This is a genomic window from Enterobacter sp. KBR-315C3_2022 (assembly GCF_041399425.1).
Taxonomy (GTDB): Bacteria; Pseudomonadota; Gammaproteobacteria; order Enterobacterales; family Enterobacteriaceae; genus Enterobacter.
Genome location: NZ_JBGKEB010000016.1, coordinates 65835 through 81321, shown reverse-complemented (window position 1 = coordinate 81321; position 15487 = coordinate 65835). Strand labels below are relative to the sequence as shown.

Here is a 15487-nt window from a genome sequence, read left to right as displayed (position 1 = left end):
ACTCGTCTGGTTAGTTTTTTACTTCAATTTCCAGCTCAGGCGCATAAATTTCGTTTACCTTACCTACAAGCTGTAGCGCTGCCCCTGGGCGTTTTAAAATTTCGGCCAGTGCTTCTTTGCTGTCAGTCGCCACAATACGCGTAAGATAATTGTGTGCCGGAGAAACTTTATTATCTATCGACATTTCGTTAATAAACTTATTATACGCGGTCTGATTTGGCTCAAAGGTAATATTAGTACCGCAAACAGTAAGGTTAATTTTTTCCATAAATAAGTCTCTCTCTTAGATAAATTTCGTTAACAAGCTGGTTATGACGTGCGGCACATTGGCCGTACAGTTCAAGATAAAGTGTTAATACATCTGCTGCGTCTTTACCTCGCGTACCGCTCAGACGCGGCAGCTGCGCGGTGCATTTAGTCAGCAGATTTTCCTGAAAGCGCACGCTCGGTGCCGGCTGCGGCTTCGTTGTACATGCGGACAAAGTCATCAGACATGCACACGTTAGTGAATACCGGCTTAACCACTTCAGTGCGGATTTCGCGCGGTGACGCATTTTTCAAAGCCTCCAGCTGATTCTCCAGTACTCGCCCTGACGCACTGGCCACGTCTGCCAGCTGCTTACCCGTAGCGGCGGCAGTCTTTTGGATTGCCAGGTCAATACTGTCCCGGTACCACCCTGCCACCGTCCAGCCACTTCCAAACGTCAGCGCAACCAGAATTATCCTTGCAAGCGGCTGATCCATCAGCGAACCCCGTTGTGCTCCAGGCTGAAGTGATTACCGTCAGGACGCGATTTAAAGCGCCCGCCCCACGTACCGCCAAGCGATTCCCAGTACTCGCCCAGCGGCAGGTATGCGGCGCTGTCGGTCTGGTACTGGCCATTAATAAACAGATTGAAGTCTACGGCCAGACGCTGGGTGTGCAGGCTGTTAGTGATTCCGCTGCCTTTTTTCGCATTCAGCGCGGCCTGCTCCGGCGTGCGGTATGCTTCACCGAACGTCAGCCGGTAGCCGCGCTCCTCAGCCCACTGGATCAGATTTGCCACCATCACGGTGAAAAGCTGTTGTTTCTCGCTCAGAGTCATTTCCCTGTCCCCTTACTCAGAAAATCGCCAATACCCTTCTTACGCAGCCAGGCTTCCACGCCGTTAAGACCCAGTATCCCCAGCCCCGAACCGATGCCAACCAGCGCCAGGGGGTGAATATCCGGTACCACATACAGAGCCACACCTGCCAGCAGTGACAGCGCGCTGCCAACAATGAGGCGACCGGCCAGTAAACGCACGGTGATTGGCTCACCGCTGTTCAGCATCTTTCCCAGTGCAATCAATGCTCCCATGACGGCCAGCGCAATAAATCCTTTCTCGTACTCCTGCATTCCTGCCTTCTTATCCAATCAGGTTTTCCGTGGCTTCCGCTTCCAGATACGGGATGCCGTCAATGTTGATAAATTTCGGACTGGTCACGAGAAACTTAATTTTCCGCGTGGACAGCGCCCCGCCTTTGGGATCGAGATCCAGAAGATTGTTCAGTAGCAGCTTGCAGCCGAATGCCTCCACTTTGGTTTCTTCGTTTCCAGCCTTTGCGTAGAAAAGGAAGTCCAGCTCCGGAATACCACGCCATGAACCGGCAGATTGCGCGCGCGCTTTAAGCGATTTCAGTGCCTTGGTGGCCAGCTCCAGCTCACCTTCTGCGGAAACATCGCCATCCACCCAGCCATCCGGCACGCCGCGCGTCTGCGCCGCGGCCGTGTTATCTGTGATATCGAGCGAAATTTTCTCCGCATGAACCATTTCACCGTCCATGTAGAAGTCAAAAGACATTCCGGAAATACGTCTGGTCATGCGCTTGTCTCCAGGCTGGCATCCAGCAGCAGGCTGATAGTAATTTGCAGCGGCACCTCATACGTGCGCACCACCATGTAAATATCTACGGCCTTTTTTGTCTTCCAGACGATCGTGATATCGCCATCCTGCGGCGGTTTTACCTCGCCGGGGAATGACACGCCGTTGATGTTCGCGGCCGTGGACATTTCGCGCAGCGGACGGGCAAACAACGTCTGGTGTGCGGCAATGCTTCCGGGCGTGCTGTTCAGCGCACGGTCGGCAATTTTACCGATCGCCAGCAGACGTACGCGGCGCGAGGCCTTGTCTATAATGCGCAGCGTCTCGATGGACTGATAATCGCCGCCCTCAACGTCCAGCGTGCGGCCGTCAGACCAGTAATAGCCGTCATAGTCCGGATACCACATAGGCACGCTGTAGCGCTGCGCCTCCAGTGCCTGAAGCGTGGCCAGCTCCAGCACCGCACCAGTACCGTCTTTCGGCAGATCATCGCTCCCCATGTTCAGCAGCGCCCCGGTCTTCACCCGCGCGGGGCTGTCAGCAATGGTGACGGCACGATTGCACAGGCGACCGGCAAGCACGCCAGGTTCGTTACCCCAGAGACGGGGAACCAGCTGGACAGATTTCTCGGCAATGCCATCCTGAAGCGTGGACAGGCGGGTCAGGTAATCGGCCTGCGCCTCCTCATCCTGCATCCCCTGAACCGCCAGAATGAACCAGACCCAGCGGCCGTATTCAGCCACTAACTCCGATCGCAGCGTCGCCGCCTGGTTAATCGTCGTTTTATCAGAGACATCATCCGACAGCACGACTCCTTCAACAGAACACGATACCTGTGCAGCTTTAACGGCCTTCACCCATGCATCCGGCTCGCTGTCTGCGGCCAGTACGTGGACAAATCCCCACCAGTTCTGGCCAGCGTTCGCCTGTGCTGCTTTCACATCTTTTTTTAACTGGCTGTCACCGTCACCCAGCAGCGCATCAAAATCGCTCTGAGCGTTGACGGCCAGCGTCTTTCCAACATTGGTTGTACCGGTACCGATAAACAGCAGCGTGCGCTCCACCTCATTGGTTTCACCCAGCAGCTGGTTTACCTGGTTCACGGTTACAATTGGCCAGGTCATACTCTCCCCCTGATATCCTGCGCGTTAACATCCAGTCCGAACCCGACAGCCTGAAGCTGTCGTGCCAGCGCCTTGTTAAAATCTTCCTGACCAATTCCCAAAAACGCCCTGGCAGGTAAATCAATCTGCCATGACGTTTTGACCGGCTTGTCCTCCAGCTTACGGATAAGCAGGCCAGCCTGCCGGGCGGTCATTTTTTCCTGTATTTCCTTATATCCGGGCTTACGCCAGCGTTTACCACGCCTGACCTTATACCCGGCTTTACGCAGGCGTTTCGCCTGTCTAAGTGATGCAGGCTTGTCCCCCTGCTCACTGCCCGTCACCTGCTTTCGATTTACGGTAACGCTCATGCCGTTCTGCTGGACGTAACCCACCACCCCGGCAGAAAGTTTACCCTTCGCGTTTCGGTACTGACCGCCGGCAAGATACAGCCTGACGGACTCTGTTTCCGGCATCTCCCGGATGCGGATAAGCTTCGGCATGTTGCGCAGCATCTTGCCTTTACGGCGCGTCTGCCTTGCCTGCCACTTCTCCCCTTCAGGAGCCTGCTGGTTGCGCACGTTACGTTTGGACGCTGCTTCCACACCGTATTTAGCCATTCGCCATAGCAGGCGGCGGCGTTTCGGCGGCGGTAATTCCATGCTGGCCAGCGCCATCTGGAGCTGCCGGAACTGCTCCTGATTCAGCTCTCCCTGAATCATTCCTGCCCCTCAGTAAGTGGGATAATGTTGATTTCGTCCGCCGTCCAGATTTCCGGCTCATCCAGTCGCCAGCGCTGGCCATCGAACGGGATCGCGCCCTTTGGGTCAGGAACCATGTTGAGTTCTTCGGCCATCGGCAGCGTCACAACCATAATGGCTGTCTCCTGGTCGATGGTTTCAATATCGAACTCCGGCAGCTCGCTATCTATGCCGGTTTCCTCCAGCAGCCCCCGATCGTCCTGCGTCAGCCAGGACATAAACAGCGCCATCAGGATTTTTGGATCGTACTCACGGTACGGATAGCGCTCCCACGTCAGGACGGCGTTATAGCGGATGATGGCAAGGCGATACTGCCCCAGCCCGTTATCCCGCTGTGCCGGAATGAACGTGATTTCGTCCATCTGGCTGTCAAATCCCTGCATTGCCCGCTTTGGCATGTTCGCAATGAGAAAATCGGTCAGTTGCTTAAGCTGGCTCATATCATGGCCACCGTAATACGTTTCAGCCCCTTGATACGCCGCACCGTCAGCGTGGATTCTGCAATCAGGCTCGAACGCGTTTCGTCGCTCTCCTGCCCCGGATGGCTCTCTCGCCGTCCAATGGATGCAAACTCACCCATCAGGTCAGCTTTGGCGCGGGCATATACCGCTTTGCGGTAGCGGGCGCACAGCAGGTTTTCACCGTCAATTTCCACTCCCGGCACGGCTTCCGCGCTGGTGTGGCCATCGCCCTGATATTTCGCGGCGACCTTAACGAGATCGTCATTGATTTCGCCGGCTGCGGTCAGCAGCGCCTGGCGGATGGTGGCCGCGTCGATATCGGCCGGAATGGTGCGCTGGGACTGAAAATCCTTCACGCTCAGGTCTGGCCAGAAGCCATCATTCGTCAGAATGGCATCATCAAAATCAATCGAGGTTCCGCTGAACATCCTGTTTCTCCGGAAAAAAAGCGGGCAGACCGGTTTCCACGGGCGATACGCTTATGCGATCCCCTCCACCGCGCCCGCTTTCGGGTCGGTAGCCTTTCACTTATCAAGTACCCGCAGACGTGCAGCGATACGCTGCAACATCGTGCCAACACCACATTTAGGGTCGAATCCCTTCGCCTGCTCCAGCAGTTCCTTCGCCCTGAGCAATACTTCCCTGTCTTCCGTTGCCGCTGCGCGTGGCTCTCCGTTTTCATCGCGCAGCAGGTGCAGACCGGCAAACTTCACGTATTTAGCCTTAATGACCTCATACACATTCCAGTGCTGCATCACGTTCCCCAGCGTGCGGCCGAAATACGGCTCTACATCGTGTCCCTCAACGGCTTCCGCTTCCGCCCAGGACAACACCGTATCCGCCACAAACACCGGGAACGTACTGCCGAACGCGGCCGGGGTTTCCTGCCCCAGTGCTACGGCCACGTCCGCCCAGTCCAGCGCCTGGTCAAACTGGCCGGTATCAAACAGCCAGACGACACACCAGGCAAAAACGGGATTCTGATTCGCACCGTCACTGTCAAGCCACTCCTGCGCCGTTGGCATCCAGCGCGGCAGCAGTACATCCCGCTTGAACGCCATACGTTCGGCGCGGCTCTCAATGGCCGCAGCTGCGGCAACATCTTTTTCGAGCGCCACGAGCTGAATATGCAGGCTGGTTTCCGTGTCCAGCGCCTGCTGCTGTCGCAGTAACCTCTCTGCTGCAATTCGTGCGCTGTGGCGCTGTGCCGGTGACAGTTGCATCAGATTCCCCTTACTCTCCAGCCGGTGGCACGACAGGTGCCCCGATAGTTACCGCACTTTCATCAAACGCGGCGTACAGTTCCGGATATTCAACCGCATAGCCTTCGTTACGCAGGTATTTGTTTTCGTACTGTTTACGATCTTCCACAAACTCAGCGTTACGCTGGCGCGTGCCGCGCTGGGTGTAGATGTGCAGGTTAGGCAGCGTGGTGACGATCATACGTTTACCCGGCATAAACGGCGGGACGTAAGCCGTGCGGCCGGCAATACTATCGGACAGCAGCTGCGCGGCGATCTTCTCGGTCGGCTTATCTGCTTTCTGGTACAGGCGGAAAGATTCAGCCGCCACCAGGTCAGCGCCAACCAGCACCACCAGACGCGGGTCATTACGGTACTGCGCCGGGATTTTGGCGTTGATAAGGTCGGATGCCATCGCATCGAGGGACACGTAATCGCCTTTACCGTCGCCGTCCAGCACAACAGAATCGGTGATAATCTGCTGGCCATCCTTCCATTCTTTGACGATCTGGTGCCAGCCCTTGTTCACGTCTTCACCGTTCGGGTTCTTCTCGGCGTCCGTGGTGTCCTCAATGGTTTTACCGTTAAAGCCAATACGCAGCATATCCAGCGCAAAGGACAGGTTGGTAAATTCCTGGACGCGCTGGAAGAACTCACCTTCATCGCCGGCGTTCGCCCAGACAGACAGCAGTTGCCAGGTCAGCGCCGCACAGGAATCGGTTTCGACCAGCTTGTAGTCGTTACCGCTCACGCCCACTTTTTTACGAAAACGACCATCCTGCACGCGCCCGGTATACAGGCCAGAGCTGCCAACCGGCACAACCTGCCCCTGTAACTGGTCAACATCAGCAACAGTGATCAGATTCAGAAAGTCAGACTGTTCCATCAACGCATTACGCAGCTGGGTCTCTTTCGGGTCGGTCAGCGCAAACCAGCGATCATCTTCATTAGCGCCGTAGGATTCACGCAGCCCCGTGTGGTACTGGCGCAGAAACTGACGGGCTTTTGCATTCAATTGCATATTCTTTTTCCTTAAAGAAAATCAGCATCATCCCTTACAGGAACTTGAAGCCTGTTTTGCCCTTGCTGAACTGCTTGCTCGGCAGCTTGGTGATTTTATCGTTCAGCTTGCTAAAGCCCTTCACCAGCTCCGGCAGGTTGCCGACCAGACGCGCGAAATCTTCGGTGTCCACCACCTCTTTCACGGTATCAACATCGTCCTGCACATCGGACATGGCTGTTTCAATCGCGGTGACGCGATCTTCCAGTGCGGCCAGCGCATCCGCCAGCGCCTGCAATGCATCGGACGGTGCCGGATCCGGGTCAGGCGTCTGTTCCGGTTCTTCGATACTGAAAAAATGACGCCAGCCTTTCTTCGCTGTTTTTGACATTCCCTTTTCCTTTTTAAATTCCCTGACTTCATCAAACGCCAGCGGCTTATATGGCCCCACGCGTTTTCCTTTTGTGCGGCTGAAACGTAGCCGTGTGGTATTTACCCCGGCCGGACTGTCAGTAACAGCCAGCCCTTCCAGATAGGTTTTTCCTGTACTTCTGAAATTGCCGTCCGGTGTAAACTCCGGTGATAAAAATAAAAGCTGACCTTTCGCATTTGCCTGAAGCAATGCAATTGCCGGACAGAGACGGGCATATAAACGAAGAATACCTTCATCATCCCGCTCGGTTTTTACTTCCAGCACTTCACCCATATTCCCGAAATTTCGGGTATGTTCCGGCCATAACAGCGCCGTATATACATTGGGATCATATAATTCAGCCGCATCAAGTAACCATTGTTCTTCAATGGCTCGCTTATCAACCGTTTCACCCGCAGTGGCGATACAAATCCAGTTTGTTGCCAGTTGTGAACCTGACATATTGCCTCCGTTCATGCTGCGAGTTTCAGTATCACCAATAAAAGACGCTCACGCACTCCAGTTATTTCGGAGAAATTCGGATATGCCTGTTAACCGAATTAAGCAGAATTAATTTTCGAAATTTACGGCTGAATTGCTGAATAATTCGCTTATTGACTAAGGCAGAAATAAAGGCAAGGAAGCCGATGGCGAAATACAGCGAAGAACTAAAAGGAGTGGCAAGGGCGCTATACCTGAAACGCTATACCCCGCAGGAAATAGCCAGCGAACTTAATTTACCAAACCGGCGCATCGTTTATTACTGGGCGGAGAAATATGCCTGGGCGGAGCTGCTCAGCCATGAGTCTACAGAGGACGCACTTAATCGCCGCGTGCAGTCGCTGACGCTGCGTGAGGGTAAATCGGAGCTGGAGCTGCGCGAGCTGGACAGTCTTGTAGCGCATCTGGTGAAACTGCGTGCGCAGCATAACAAGCATCAGGAAAAGCTGGCTGAAATTAAACACAGCGAAGGTGATGCAGCTGCGTCGCGGCAGTCCGGCGACGGCGAAAAATCGCGTAAGCGCGGAAAATACAAAAAGAACGATATCAGTAAGCTCACCCAGGAGGACTTTGACCGGTTCGCGCAGGAAACCCTTTTCGGGTACCAGAAGCACCTCCGTGCCAATCTTCATCAGCAAATCAGGAACATCCTCAAGAGCCGTCAGATTGGCGCGACCTGGTATTTTGCTATAGAAGCATTTGAAAATGCGGTTATGACCGGCGATCCGCAAATATTCCTCTCGGCATCCAAAGCCCAGGCGGAAGTCTTCCGCAGCTACATCGTGAACATCGCAGAGAAGTATTTTGGGGTGGAACTCAGCGGCAACCCCATCCGCCTGTCCAACGGCGCGGAGCTGCGCTTTCTTTCCACCAACAAGAATACCGCCCAGTCCTACAGCGGCCACCTGTATTGTGACGAATATTTCTGGGTGCCGAACTTCGCCAAACTTAACGAAGTGGCCAGTGCGATGGCCACGCACGACAAATGGCGCACCACCTACTTTTCCACGCCCAGCAGCAAAACCCACCAGGCGTACCCGTTCTGGACGGGGGAAGAATGGAAGCGCGGCGACAAAAAACGCGCCCGGATCGAATTTCCGACAGAGAAGCAGCTGCGTGACGGCGGAGGCCTCTGCCCGGACGGTCAGTGGCGCTACATCATCACGATGGAGGACGCGATCGCAGGCGGTTTTCATCTGGCCAGCATCGAGAAGCTACGCAACCGCTACAACCGCGATACGTTCAACATGCTTTACATGTGCGTGTTTGTGGACAGTAAGGACAGCGTGTTTTCGTTCTCCCATGTTGAACGCTGCTGTGTGGATCCTGCCACCTGGGAAGACCATGACGAAACCCTGCCCCGACCGTTCGGCAACCGCGAGGTGTGGGCGGGCTATGACCCGGCACGCAGCGGCGACACGTCCACCTTTGTGATTATCGCGCCTCCCGTACTGGCCGTTGAAAACTTCCGCGTACTCCGGGTCTTTCACTGGCAGGGGATGAACTGGAAGTGGCAGGCGGCACAGATTAAGAAGCTGTTTGGCCAGTACAACATGACCTATATCGGCATTGATATCACCGGGCTGGGTAGCGGTGTCTATGAAGACGTTCAGCACTTTGCCATGCGTCAGACTGTCGCTATCCGCTACGGCGTCGAGACCAAAAACCGCCTGGTGATGAAGATGATCGACGTTATCGAAGACGGCCGTGTGGAATGGGATAAGGAACAGACGGAAATTGCCGCCAGCTTTATGACCATCCGCCGCACGTCCACGGCCAGCGGCAACGCGATGACGTTCGTTGCCGACCGCACAGCAGAGACAGGCCACGCAGACAGTTTCTGGGCTATCGCCCACGCAATCGACAATGAACCACTCAATTACGGAAACCAGCGTAAATCCCGCTGGGGAAACTTAGGGAAAGCAGCATGAAGAAACGCAAATTCCGGGAGCGCCGCAGCGCCCCAAAACCGCGTCATATGAGCCTTATCAGCCTGGGTAAACCTGAACCCATTTTGACCACCGGCACAAACTATACCGATGTCTGGTACGACAACGAGGCAGAGCACTGGACGCTGCCGATTGACCGGCTGGCGCTGGCGCAGCTGGTTAACCTGAATGCACAGCACGGCGGTGTATTGTATGCCCGCCGCAACATGGTGACGGCTAACTATGAGAATGGCGGGCTGACGCATGAGCAGCTCGGCGCTGCCGTATTCGACTGGCTGACGTTCGGTGATGTGGCCATTCTGAAAGTGCGTAACGGATGGGGGGATGTGGTGGCGCTGTATCCGCTCCCGGCGCTGTACACCCGCCAGCGTAAAACAGGCGAATTTGTCGTACTGCAACAGGCTGAACCGATGATTTACCCGGAGGAGGATATCATTTTCCTGAAACAGTACGATCCGCAGCAGGCGGTCTATGGCCTGCCGGACTACATCAGCGGCATTCACTCCGCCCTGCTGAACGGTGAGGCGACAATCTTCCGCCGCCGCTATTACCACAACGGTGGCCACACAGGCGGCATGATTTATTGCAACGACCCGAACATGACCGACGAGGTGGAAGAAGAAATTATCAGCAAGCTGGAACAGTCAAAGGGGATCGGGAACTTCAGCACCATGTTCGTGAATATCCCCAAAGGGGATCCGGATGGCATTAAATTTATCCCGATTGGCGATATCAGCGCCAAAGATGAGTTTCAGAACATCAAGAGCATCAGCGCGCAGGACGTTCTGACCGCACACCGCTTCCCGGCAGGACTGGCGGGGATTATCCCGACGAACGGCGCAATAATGGGGGATATTGAGAAAGCGGCTAAAACCTACCGTAAGGCTGAAATTTTACCCATCCAGCGCATGTTTACGGCGGCTGTCGCTAATCAGAGCGATATTCCACAGCATTTGTACCTGAATTTCCTGAAAGACAGCGAGCTGGAAGGTGATTAATGCCCCCAAAAAGGCTAAAATATAGGCGTTTTCAGGGTCATGGAGCGCGGAATATGCGGGTACTAAAAGTTAAATGTCCGGAGTGCGGAGCAAAGGCGATCATCAAAAAGACGAATCCCAAGCACCCGCATATTTCAGATATTTACTGCGCCTGTTCTGACGTGGAATGCGGTCATACCTTTGTGCTTAACCTGACGTTCTCACACACGTTAAGCCCCAGCGCCAAAACCGGGGACTTGATGGTACAGACGATCCTCAATTCTTTCTCGCCTGAACAGAAGCAAATGACGCTGGATTTATTAAAGGCCGGCATCGCCGCCTGAACCTTCTGGCGGGGTTTCATTTCCCGCCAGGCCATTTTTTATCAAGCGTCTCGCGGCAAATATTCACGCATTCAGAGCAGATGTGAGTATTCCGCGATCCTGCAATAAGTAACATCCCTTTTTCGCTACTATCTCTGTCGCAAAAATCACAAAAAACCAAGCCTGTTACCTCGTATTTTTTGTTGCTGGTAGCAGTCAAATACATTGCACGGGCTGCATTGGCGCAGTTAACCAGCTCAAGAGGGGTAATGCGCTAATTAATCATCAGCGTTTGCAGTCTGGCTGTTATCCCCAGCAGTTTTAATGACCTTTGCTCGTAATTTTGTTCTGACATAATTATTTCTCCCTGCGGAAAATCCAGCACCGGAAGGTTTCCGGCATTCTTTGAATTTCACCTTTGCCACGGTTATGGCGCTCACTCACAGCGCTGCGCGTGGTTTTGGTGTCGATAAAACGGCGCTCATTGCCGTTTTTAAGCAGCTTCTTGATTTCGGTTAACGTGAACGGAATGCGCTGCCGGTGGGCGGCGGCTACTTCTTCCAGATGGTTAAAGTTGACTGCGATCTCCCCTTCATCAGAGGAATGGTTAATGCCGTGCGGTGCCAGCTCGTCGAGGTAATCAAACAGCTCCCAGAACTCCTGTACCAGTGGGTGATCCTTTTTAAGCGCCTGACAGCGTTCAACGGCCAGCGCGGTGATGGCCTCGCGGGTCTTCTCAATACGTTCCACCGATACCGGCACAACCAGCGCCAGCGCTTCCACTAAACCGACCAGCTGCGCGTGGTTTTTGGCGACACGAATATGGCGAATATTGGTGTTAGTCTCCAGCTCACTACGGGCGCGTTCGTAGCCACGGCCAAACGCTTCCATGATTTCTTTTTCGCGCATGGTGGCCAGCAGGGTAAAACCGGATACCTGGCTGACAGGTATCTGCTCAAGGCGTTCGGCGGCATAGCGGGTCTGGATGGACTGGCCACGTTTGTCGGTATAGATATGGATAATACGCTCCAGAAACGCCTTGCTGCCGTCCGTGTCGGCGTTCTGCGCTATCACTATGCTGCCCCTGAATGGAGGCTCGTAGGTCTCGTTATTGTTCGATTTGATACCCACGGCGCGGGAGGCACGACCGTTATACAGTGATTTCAGCTCGTCCCAGTCGAAAGCGCGTTGTTTGGCGTTATCTGTAGTGCGGTCGCCTTCAATCAATACAACCGGCAGATTACCGACCTGTGCAAAGTTACGGCCGCGCGCGGCTGCGGTCGATTTGGACGGGTCAAACCCTTCATATTCTTCACGGCCGGCGAGCTTCCAGAGAAATTCAATTAGCGTGGATTTACCTGTGCCGGGTTCGCCCACGATTTCAAGGAACGGGAAAGACTTGTCACGCTCGCGGATTTGCTCAGCAAACAGCGACCCCAGCCAGAACGCCAGTGCCACATACCCTTTTTCACCAAAAGCTGTCCAGATATCGTCAACCCAGCCCGTGGTGAATTCGTTCAGCTTCGGATTCAGATCCAGCGCCGGCGTGAGGCTCAGGCTCTTGACGCTGGCGCTGTTGATTTCGAAATAATCCTCGTCATTCATCTCATACAGCCGGCCATCACACACGGCCACACGGTTAAACAACCAGGCGGTGTAATCTTTGTTATATCCGATGAAATTCTGCGTCTTAACTTCTTTGATTTCCGGAAGACGCATCTGGATGAACTTATCCAGCTGCTTGGTACTGCCGGTGTACACCGCCCCTTTGGCGATGTGCAGCAGACGCTTTTTGAACTCGGCGGAGCTGGTGAGCTGATTGGCGGTGAAGGTGTCTTTCACGGCTGGCCGGTTCGGCATATTAACCTTAACGTAATACCAGGATTCGTCCGTAGGTTCAGACCGCTGGAAGTAAAGCGGCGTCAGCCAGCAGTTGGCGATTTCGGTCACGCCCCCTGACTCTTTAACCGCCCGTTCTTTGGCCTCCCACTCCATCACTACTTCGGTACCGGTATTGGTGATGCGCTCATAGGCTCGCATGTACCTGTCCAGATCCAGCTCAAACCAGTACATGCGGGAGTCATGCTCAAAATAGAACGAATGCCACTCATTATGCTGATGCATGAGCAGCGCTTTCTCTGTCGGGCTTTTCGCCAGGAGAATATCGCCATAGTAGCGATAATTTTTGATGTCCGATTTGTTGAAACGACCTCGCAAAAGGAGGTCATTCCAGTCCAGACTGGAGGAGGATTTCACCGGCTGCGCCGCGCGAACCTTCCAGCCGGCCTCCTCACTTCGTGGAGCAAAGGCCAGTGTGTGCTTTGTGCCGGCTTTGTCGCCATCAAACGCCCATACCAGGCGTGGGCGGGGTTTCTCGCCCAGCTCTTTCGCCAGGGTATCCAGCGCCGCCAGTGGGTAATTGTTGCTGCTCAGCGTGGCCACGGCAGGTAAACCCGCCTGGCACAGACTCAGCGCGTTGAAAATACCCTCAGTGATCCAGATTTCGTTCACTTCCAGCAGGTTCACGGACGGCGGAACCCACCAGTGGCCAACGTAGCTGCCTCTGATGTTCGCTTTCTGCTTACCGAAGCGCTGCGGCTGGTCAATGATGCGCTCCCACGTCGCACCACACGCCAGCTTAAATTTGACTGTTGCCGAACCCATGTTGTCTTTGACGAACGCGCCCTGGGTAAAGCAATCCTTGAGCGGCTCAGTATCCAGCCCCCGCGCCTCTCGCAGATACGCCTCAGCTGCGGCGTGTGGGGTTTCAGGCGTGGCCTGATAGCGCTTTGACCAGTCCTCAAAGATTTCCGGATACTGCTCTTTAACAACGACTTGATGTCCGCAGTTGTTTTCGCGGCCACACTTCAGGATCCAGGGCTTTTCAATGCTGGTGAATAATTCGCGTTTACGGCATTTAGGGCATACGCCCTGCTGCAAATATTTATCCCGTTCCTTGAACTCAAAATCCTGAACGAGCCGGCGCACAACGTCCTGCTGTATTGTGGCATTCATAATTAATCCAGATATAAAAAGGTGTTAAAGGCAAAAACTATATTCGGTATTGTTTGTTATATCGTTCATGCGTCATTAACTCCCAGTGCCGCCCCTTATCTTTGCTCAGTAATCGCCAGCGATAAGAGACATGCACAGAAAAATAATGATGCGGCTTTATTACCTGATATACCTTTTTGCCACTGTAGTATTCTGACAGCACTGAAAATGCCTTGTTAATGACACTTTCACTTGCATGAGAGGTCACTGTAATCATCGTTATTTCACACTGGCTATTTTGTCGAGATACATCCAGATATATGAAACGATTTTAATATTGTGGATAGCGTGATTGTACGCGTTTCTTGTGAATGTATATGGAATGATGGCATCCATATTCAGACCAAGAGCTTTTGCCAGCTCAACCATGGTCACGACTGAATGTTCATTACCATATTCGAAGCCCATGCCGGTATACTTGTCCAGAACATGGCGCAGAATATTGCAATGCATAGAAGGGCAACCGCACCATAGTTTCGTCGCCAGAGGAGTCATGTTCTTATTAACGAAATCATAGAAGTCACAAACTGCCAGCTCAATGTCCTGGCAATCTTCATAAAGAAGCTGGTCCCGTTCCTCAGACGGCTGCTGTAACCACCAGTTGATCGCCGCAGCGCTAACCGTTCCGCCATTGCTCATTGCATCGTCCAGACTGATACGACGATAAAATGTTTTCCCCAATTCCCCCGTTTCAGGATTAAAGAATATGGCAGCGATAGCCGTTACTGCTGCTGTTGGTTTATCGTCCATAGCTTCAATTTCAATCATTAAATGTTTCATATCGGTTCCTTATCGTTGTGAGGCTGCAACAGATTTAAGATGCGAGTTATTACTTTTTAATGCAGACGTAGCCAGTGACATAAGGCCAGAAATATTATTTTCAGTTGGTATATTTCCACCAAAGACCATAAGCGTGATTTTGTGTAGCTCTTCAAAATCATCACTGTCGTTATTAAAGCGAGCAGTAGAGGTTATGCCCTCAAGACATTTAGCCAATTGAATATTTAATTCCATTAACTGTAAGCCGTCGCTATGGACAGAGAATGTTTCTTTATCGATGGCTTTTGCCTGTGCATGATAGTTTTGCAGCAGACTACGAATAAGAGTGGCGTATTTAGTTTTCATGATAAGACCCAATCCTATTTATTTTACTAACAAGCGCTTTTATCGGTCGTGAATAAACGATTCTTCCAGTCATGCCATTCAGGTGGGGCAATCTGAGCCAAATGCGCTGCATAAGCATCCCACTCCCCCCGATGAATATAAATTTCCCCTCCTTTTTTTGATGGGTTCAGAGGGTCTTTCATACGGATCACCGGCAATTTTCCAGCCATTGCCATTTTGCGAATCGCTGCGGGTGTTTTGCCTATATACGCAGCAAAAAGTTCAGGCGTCACCAGGTCTGAAAGTGCGTTTTCTGCTGGCTCCTTCATCTGTGGTATCCTCCGTTAGTTTGGTTTCCTAGGGCGCTTTAAGGCGTCTTAGGTCTTTTTAATCTACATTTGAGTACACAATGAGGATAAGCTTCACATGAGTACATTGTCAAGACTACATGGACATAAACTTCGTCAAATAAGGAAGGCGGAAGGTCTAACTCAAATAGCGTTCTCCGAGCTGATTGGCATTGCTCACAGCACTGTACGTAATTATGAAAGCGGTCAAAGGGAAGCTGGTTTATCTATTATCGACGCCGTTCTCAGACACCCTCGCTTCGAAAAATACACACTCTGGTTAATGACAGATAAGACGGCACCAAGCGCGGGGCAGGTGTCCCCGTCTCTCTCCCCTGATGGGCACGACAACACAACATCATCCCGCTCCACCCGGAAAACTGGTTAAACATCTGGTTTTTCTATGCGTT

22 protein-coding genes are annotated in these 15487 nt (G+C 53.1%); 4 read left to right on the top strand and 18 right to left on the bottom strand.

Annotation, left to right across the window (positions count from 1 at the left end; all coding sequences use genetic code 11):
* Window positions 1-10 precede the first annotated feature (10 nt).
* The 13 genes from AB8804_RS16710 to AB8804_RS16650 form a co-directional block, all read right to left on the bottom strand.
* On the bottom strand, window positions 11-268 hold the full coding sequence (locus tag AB8804_RS16710) for a putative phage tail assembly chaperone (protein ID WP_371188095.1): 258 nt from the start codon (window positions 266-268) through the stop codon (window positions 11-13).
* Window positions 255-443, bottom strand: coding sequence for a hypothetical protein (locus tag AB8804_RS16705; protein WP_371188093.1), 189 nt, complete (start codon window positions 441-443; stop codon window positions 255-257). The genes AB8804_RS16710 and AB8804_RS16705 overlap by 14 nt, the downstream gene beginning before the upstream one ends.
* Window positions 415-744: a hypothetical protein gene (locus tag AB8804_RS16700; protein ID WP_371188091.1), complete on the bottom strand. Its 330-nt coding sequence runs from the start codon at window positions 742-744 to the stop codon at window positions 415-417. Before AB8804_RS16700 ends, AB8804_RS16705 begins: the two co-directional genes overlap by 29 nt.
* Window positions 744-1085 carry a M15 family metallopeptidase gene (locus AB8804_RS16695; protein ID WP_371188089.1) on the bottom strand — a complete coding sequence of 114 codons (342 nt, stop codon included), beginning with the start codon at window positions 1083-1085 and terminating at the stop codon, window positions 744-746. Before AB8804_RS16695 ends, AB8804_RS16700 begins: the two co-directional genes overlap by 1 nt.
* Window positions 1082-1378: a holin gene (locus tag AB8804_RS16690; protein ID WP_371188134.1), complete on the bottom strand. Its 297-nt coding sequence runs from the start codon at window positions 1376-1378 to the stop codon at window positions 1082-1084. Before AB8804_RS16690 ends, AB8804_RS16695 begins: the two co-directional genes overlap by 4 nt.
* 10 nt (window positions 1379-1388) lie before the next feature.
* Window positions 1389-1844, bottom strand: a complete 456-nt coding sequence (locus AB8804_RS16685) for a phage protein (protein ID WP_371188087.1) — start codon at window positions 1842-1844, stop codon at window positions 1389-1391.
* The gene (locus AB8804_RS16680) at window positions 1841-2968 is read right to left on the bottom strand and encodes a DUF2586 domain-containing protein (protein ID WP_371188085.1); all 1128 of its coding nucleotides are present in this window, start codon (window positions 2966-2968) and stop codon (window positions 1841-1843) included. Before AB8804_RS16680 ends, AB8804_RS16685 begins: the two co-directional genes overlap by 4 nt.
* Window positions 2965-3669: a hypothetical protein gene (locus tag AB8804_RS16675; RefSeq protein WP_371188083.1), complete on the bottom strand. Its 705-nt coding sequence runs from the start codon at window positions 3667-3669 to the stop codon at window positions 2965-2967. Before AB8804_RS16675 ends, AB8804_RS16680 begins: the two co-directional genes overlap by 4 nt.
* On the bottom strand, window positions 3666-4148 hold the full coding sequence (locus tag AB8804_RS16670) for a phage tail protein (RefSeq protein WP_371188081.1): 483 nt from the start codon (window positions 4146-4148) through the stop codon (window positions 3666-3668). The genes AB8804_RS16675 and AB8804_RS16670 overlap by 4 nt, the downstream gene beginning before the upstream one ends.
* Window positions 4145-4597 (bottom strand): head completion/stabilization protein, encoded by a 453-nt coding sequence (locus AB8804_RS16665; RefSeq protein ID WP_371188079.1) that lies wholly within the window; start codon window positions 4595-4597, stop codon window positions 4145-4147. The genes AB8804_RS16670 and AB8804_RS16665 overlap by 4 nt, the downstream gene beginning before the upstream one ends.
* Before the next feature lie 96 nt (window positions 4598-4693).
* Complete coding sequence (gene gpM, locus AB8804_RS16660; protein ID WP_371188077.1) at window positions 4694-5392, bottom strand: phage terminase small subunit; 699 nt, start codon at window positions 5390-5392, stop codon at window positions 4694-4696.
* 10 nt (window positions 5393-5402) lie between these two features.
* The gene (locus AB8804_RS16655) at window positions 5403-6431 is read right to left on the bottom strand and encodes a phage major capsid protein, P2 family (RefSeq protein WP_202560992.1); all 1029 of its coding nucleotides are present in this window, start codon (window positions 6429-6431) and stop codon (window positions 5403-5405) included.
* 34 nt (window positions 6432-6465) lie between these two features.
* Window positions 6466-7284, bottom strand: a complete 819-nt coding sequence (locus AB8804_RS16650; RefSeq protein WP_371188075.1) for a GPO family capsid scaffolding protein — start codon at window positions 7282-7284, stop codon at window positions 6466-6468.
* Window positions 7285-7469: 185 nt separating this feature from the next.
* On the opposite strand from AB8804_RS16650, the gene AB8804_RS16645 reads away from it, so the two are divergent.
* The 3 genes from AB8804_RS16645 to AB8804_RS16635 are packed head-to-tail and all read left to right on the top strand — an operon-like array spanning window position 7470 to window position 10593.
* Window positions 7470-9254 carry a terminase large subunit domain-containing protein gene (locus AB8804_RS16645; RefSeq protein WP_371188073.1) on the top strand — a complete coding sequence of 595 codons (1785 nt, stop codon included), beginning with the start codon at window positions 7470-7472 and terminating at the stop codon, window positions 9252-9254.
* Window positions 9251-10270 carry a phage portal protein gene (locus AB8804_RS16640; RefSeq protein ID WP_371188071.1) on the top strand — a complete coding sequence of 340 codons (1020 nt, stop codon included), beginning with the start codon at window positions 9251-9253 and terminating at the stop codon, window positions 10268-10270. The genes AB8804_RS16645 and AB8804_RS16640 overlap by 4 nt, the downstream gene beginning before the upstream one ends.
* A 53-nt stretch (window positions 10271-10323) precedes the next feature.
* Window positions 10324-10593 (top strand): ogr/Delta-like zinc finger family protein, encoded by a 270-nt coding sequence (locus AB8804_RS16635; RefSeq protein WP_074136332.1) that lies wholly within the window; start codon window positions 10324-10326, stop codon window positions 10591-10593.
* A 16-nt stretch (window positions 10594-10609) separates the two neighbouring features.
* Here AB8804_RS16635 and AB8804_RS16630 read toward each other — a convergent pair whose 3' ends face one another.
* The 5 genes from AB8804_RS16630 to AB8804_RS16610 form a co-directional block, all read right to left on the bottom strand.
* Window positions 10610-10798, bottom strand: a complete 189-nt coding sequence (locus AB8804_RS16630; RefSeq protein WP_371188069.1) for a ClpX C4-type zinc finger protein — start codon at window positions 10796-10798, stop codon at window positions 10610-10612.
* Between the two features lie 131 nt (window positions 10799-10929).
* A complete protein-coding gene (locus AB8804_RS16625; protein WP_371188067.1) occupies window positions 10930-13587 on the bottom strand; it encodes a toprim domain-containing protein in 2658 nt (885 codons plus the stop codon).
* Between the two features lie 258 nt (window positions 13588-13845).
* Window positions 13846-14406 carry a 3'-5' exonuclease gene (locus tag AB8804_RS16620; RefSeq protein WP_371188065.1) on the bottom strand — a complete coding sequence of 187 codons (561 nt, stop codon included), beginning with the start codon at window positions 14404-14406 and terminating at the stop codon, window positions 13846-13848.
* A gap of 9 nt (window positions 14407-14415) precedes the next feature.
* Window positions 14416-14751, bottom strand: a complete 336-nt coding sequence (locus tag AB8804_RS16615; protein ID WP_200083597.1) for a hypothetical protein — start codon at window positions 14749-14751, stop codon at window positions 14416-14418.
* 26 nt (window positions 14752-14777) lie between these two features.
* Window positions 14778-15059 carry a Cox family DNA-binding protein gene (locus tag AB8804_RS16610; RefSeq protein ID WP_371188063.1) on the bottom strand — a complete coding sequence of 94 codons (282 nt, stop codon included), beginning with the start codon at window positions 15057-15059 and terminating at the stop codon, window positions 14778-14780.
* Window positions 15060-15156: 97 nt separating this feature from the next.
* Here AB8804_RS16610 and AB8804_RS16605 point away from each other — a divergent pair, with 97 nt between their 5' ends.
* Window positions 15157-15465, top strand: a complete 309-nt coding sequence (locus AB8804_RS16605; protein WP_233132168.1) for a helix-turn-helix domain-containing protein — start codon at window positions 15157-15159, stop codon at window positions 15463-15465.
* Window positions 15466-15487 lie beyond the last annotated feature (22 nt).

Bases quoted from the DNA above. Each gene is read 5' to 3' on its own strand.
- AB8804_RS16710 (WP_371188095.1), bottom strand. From the start codon at position 268: ATGGAAAAAATTAACCTTACTGTTTGCGGTACTAATATTACCTTTGAG.
- AB8804_RS16700 (WP_371188091.1), bottom strand. From the start codon at position 744: ATGGATCAGCCGCTTGCAAGGATAATTCTGGTTGCGCTGACGTTTGGA.
- AB8804_RS16695 (WP_371188089.1), bottom strand. From the start codon at position 1,085: ATGACTCTGAGCGAGAAACAACAGCTTTTCACCGTGATGGTGGCAAAT.
- AB8804_RS16690 (WP_371188134.1), bottom strand. From the start codon at position 1,378: ATGCAGGAGTACGAGAAAGGATTTATTGCGCTGGCCGTCATGGGAGCA.
- AB8804_RS16685 (WP_371188087.1), bottom strand. From the start codon at position 1,844: ATGACCAGACGTATTTCCGGAATGTCTTTTGACTTCTACATGGACGGT.
- AB8804_RS16680 (WP_371188085.1), bottom strand. From the start codon at position 2,968: ATGACCTGGCCAATTGTAACCGTGAACCAGGTAAACCAGCTGCTGGGT.
- AB8804_RS16675 (WP_371188083.1), bottom strand. From the start codon at position 3,669: ATGATTCAGGGAGAGCTGAATCAGGAGCAGTTCCGGCAGCTCCAGATG.
- AB8804_RS16670 (WP_371188081.1), bottom strand. From the start codon at position 4,148: ATGAGCCAGCTTAAGCAACTGACCGATTTTCTCATTGCGAACATGCCA.
- AB8804_RS16665 (WP_371188079.1), bottom strand. From the start codon at position 4,597: ATGTTCAGCGGAACCTCGATTGATTTTGATGATGCCATTCTGACGAAT.
- gpM (WP_371188077.1), bottom strand. From the start codon at position 5,392: ATGCAACTGTCACCGGCACAGCGCCACAGCGCACGAATTGCAGCAGAG.
- AB8804_RS16655 (WP_202560992.1), bottom strand. From the start codon at position 6,431: ATGCAATTGAATGCAAAAGCCCGTCAGTTTCTGCGCCAGTACCACACG.
- AB8804_RS16650 (WP_371188075.1), bottom strand. From the start codon at position 7,284: ATGTCAGGTTCACAACTGGCAACAAACTGGATTTGTATCGCCACTGCG.
- AB8804_RS16645 (WP_371188073.1), top strand. From the start codon at position 7,470: ATGGCGAAATACAGCGAAGAACTAAAAGGAGTGGCAAGGGCGCTATAC.
- AB8804_RS16640 (WP_371188071.1), top strand. From the start codon at position 9,251: ATGAAGAAACGCAAATTCCGGGAGCGCCGCAGCGCCCCAAAACCGCGT.
- AB8804_RS16635 (WP_074136332.1), top strand. From the start codon at position 10,324: ATGCGGGTACTAAAAGTTAAATGTCCGGAGTGCGGAGCAAAGGCGATC.
- AB8804_RS16630 (WP_371188069.1), bottom strand. From the start codon at position 10,798: ATGTATTTGACTGCTACCAGCAACAAAAAATACGAGGTAACAGGCTTG.
- AB8804_RS16625 (WP_371188067.1), bottom strand. From the start codon at position 13,587: ATGAATGCCACAATACAGCAGGACGTTGTGCGCCGGCTCGTTCAGGAT.
- AB8804_RS16620 (WP_371188065.1), bottom strand. From the start codon at position 14,406: ATGAAACATTTAATGATTGAAATTGAAGCTATGGACGATAAACCAACA.
- AB8804_RS16615 (WP_200083597.1), bottom strand. From the start codon at position 14,751: ATGAAAACTAAATACGCCACTCTTATTCGTAGTCTGCTGCAAAACTAT.
- AB8804_RS16610 (WP_371188063.1), bottom strand. From the start codon at position 15,059: ATGAAGGAGCCAGCAGAAAACGCACTTTCAGACCTGGTGACGCCTGAA.
- AB8804_RS16605 (WP_233132168.1), top strand. From the start codon at position 15,157: ATGAGTACATTGTCAAGACTACATGGACATAAACTTCGTCAAATAAGG.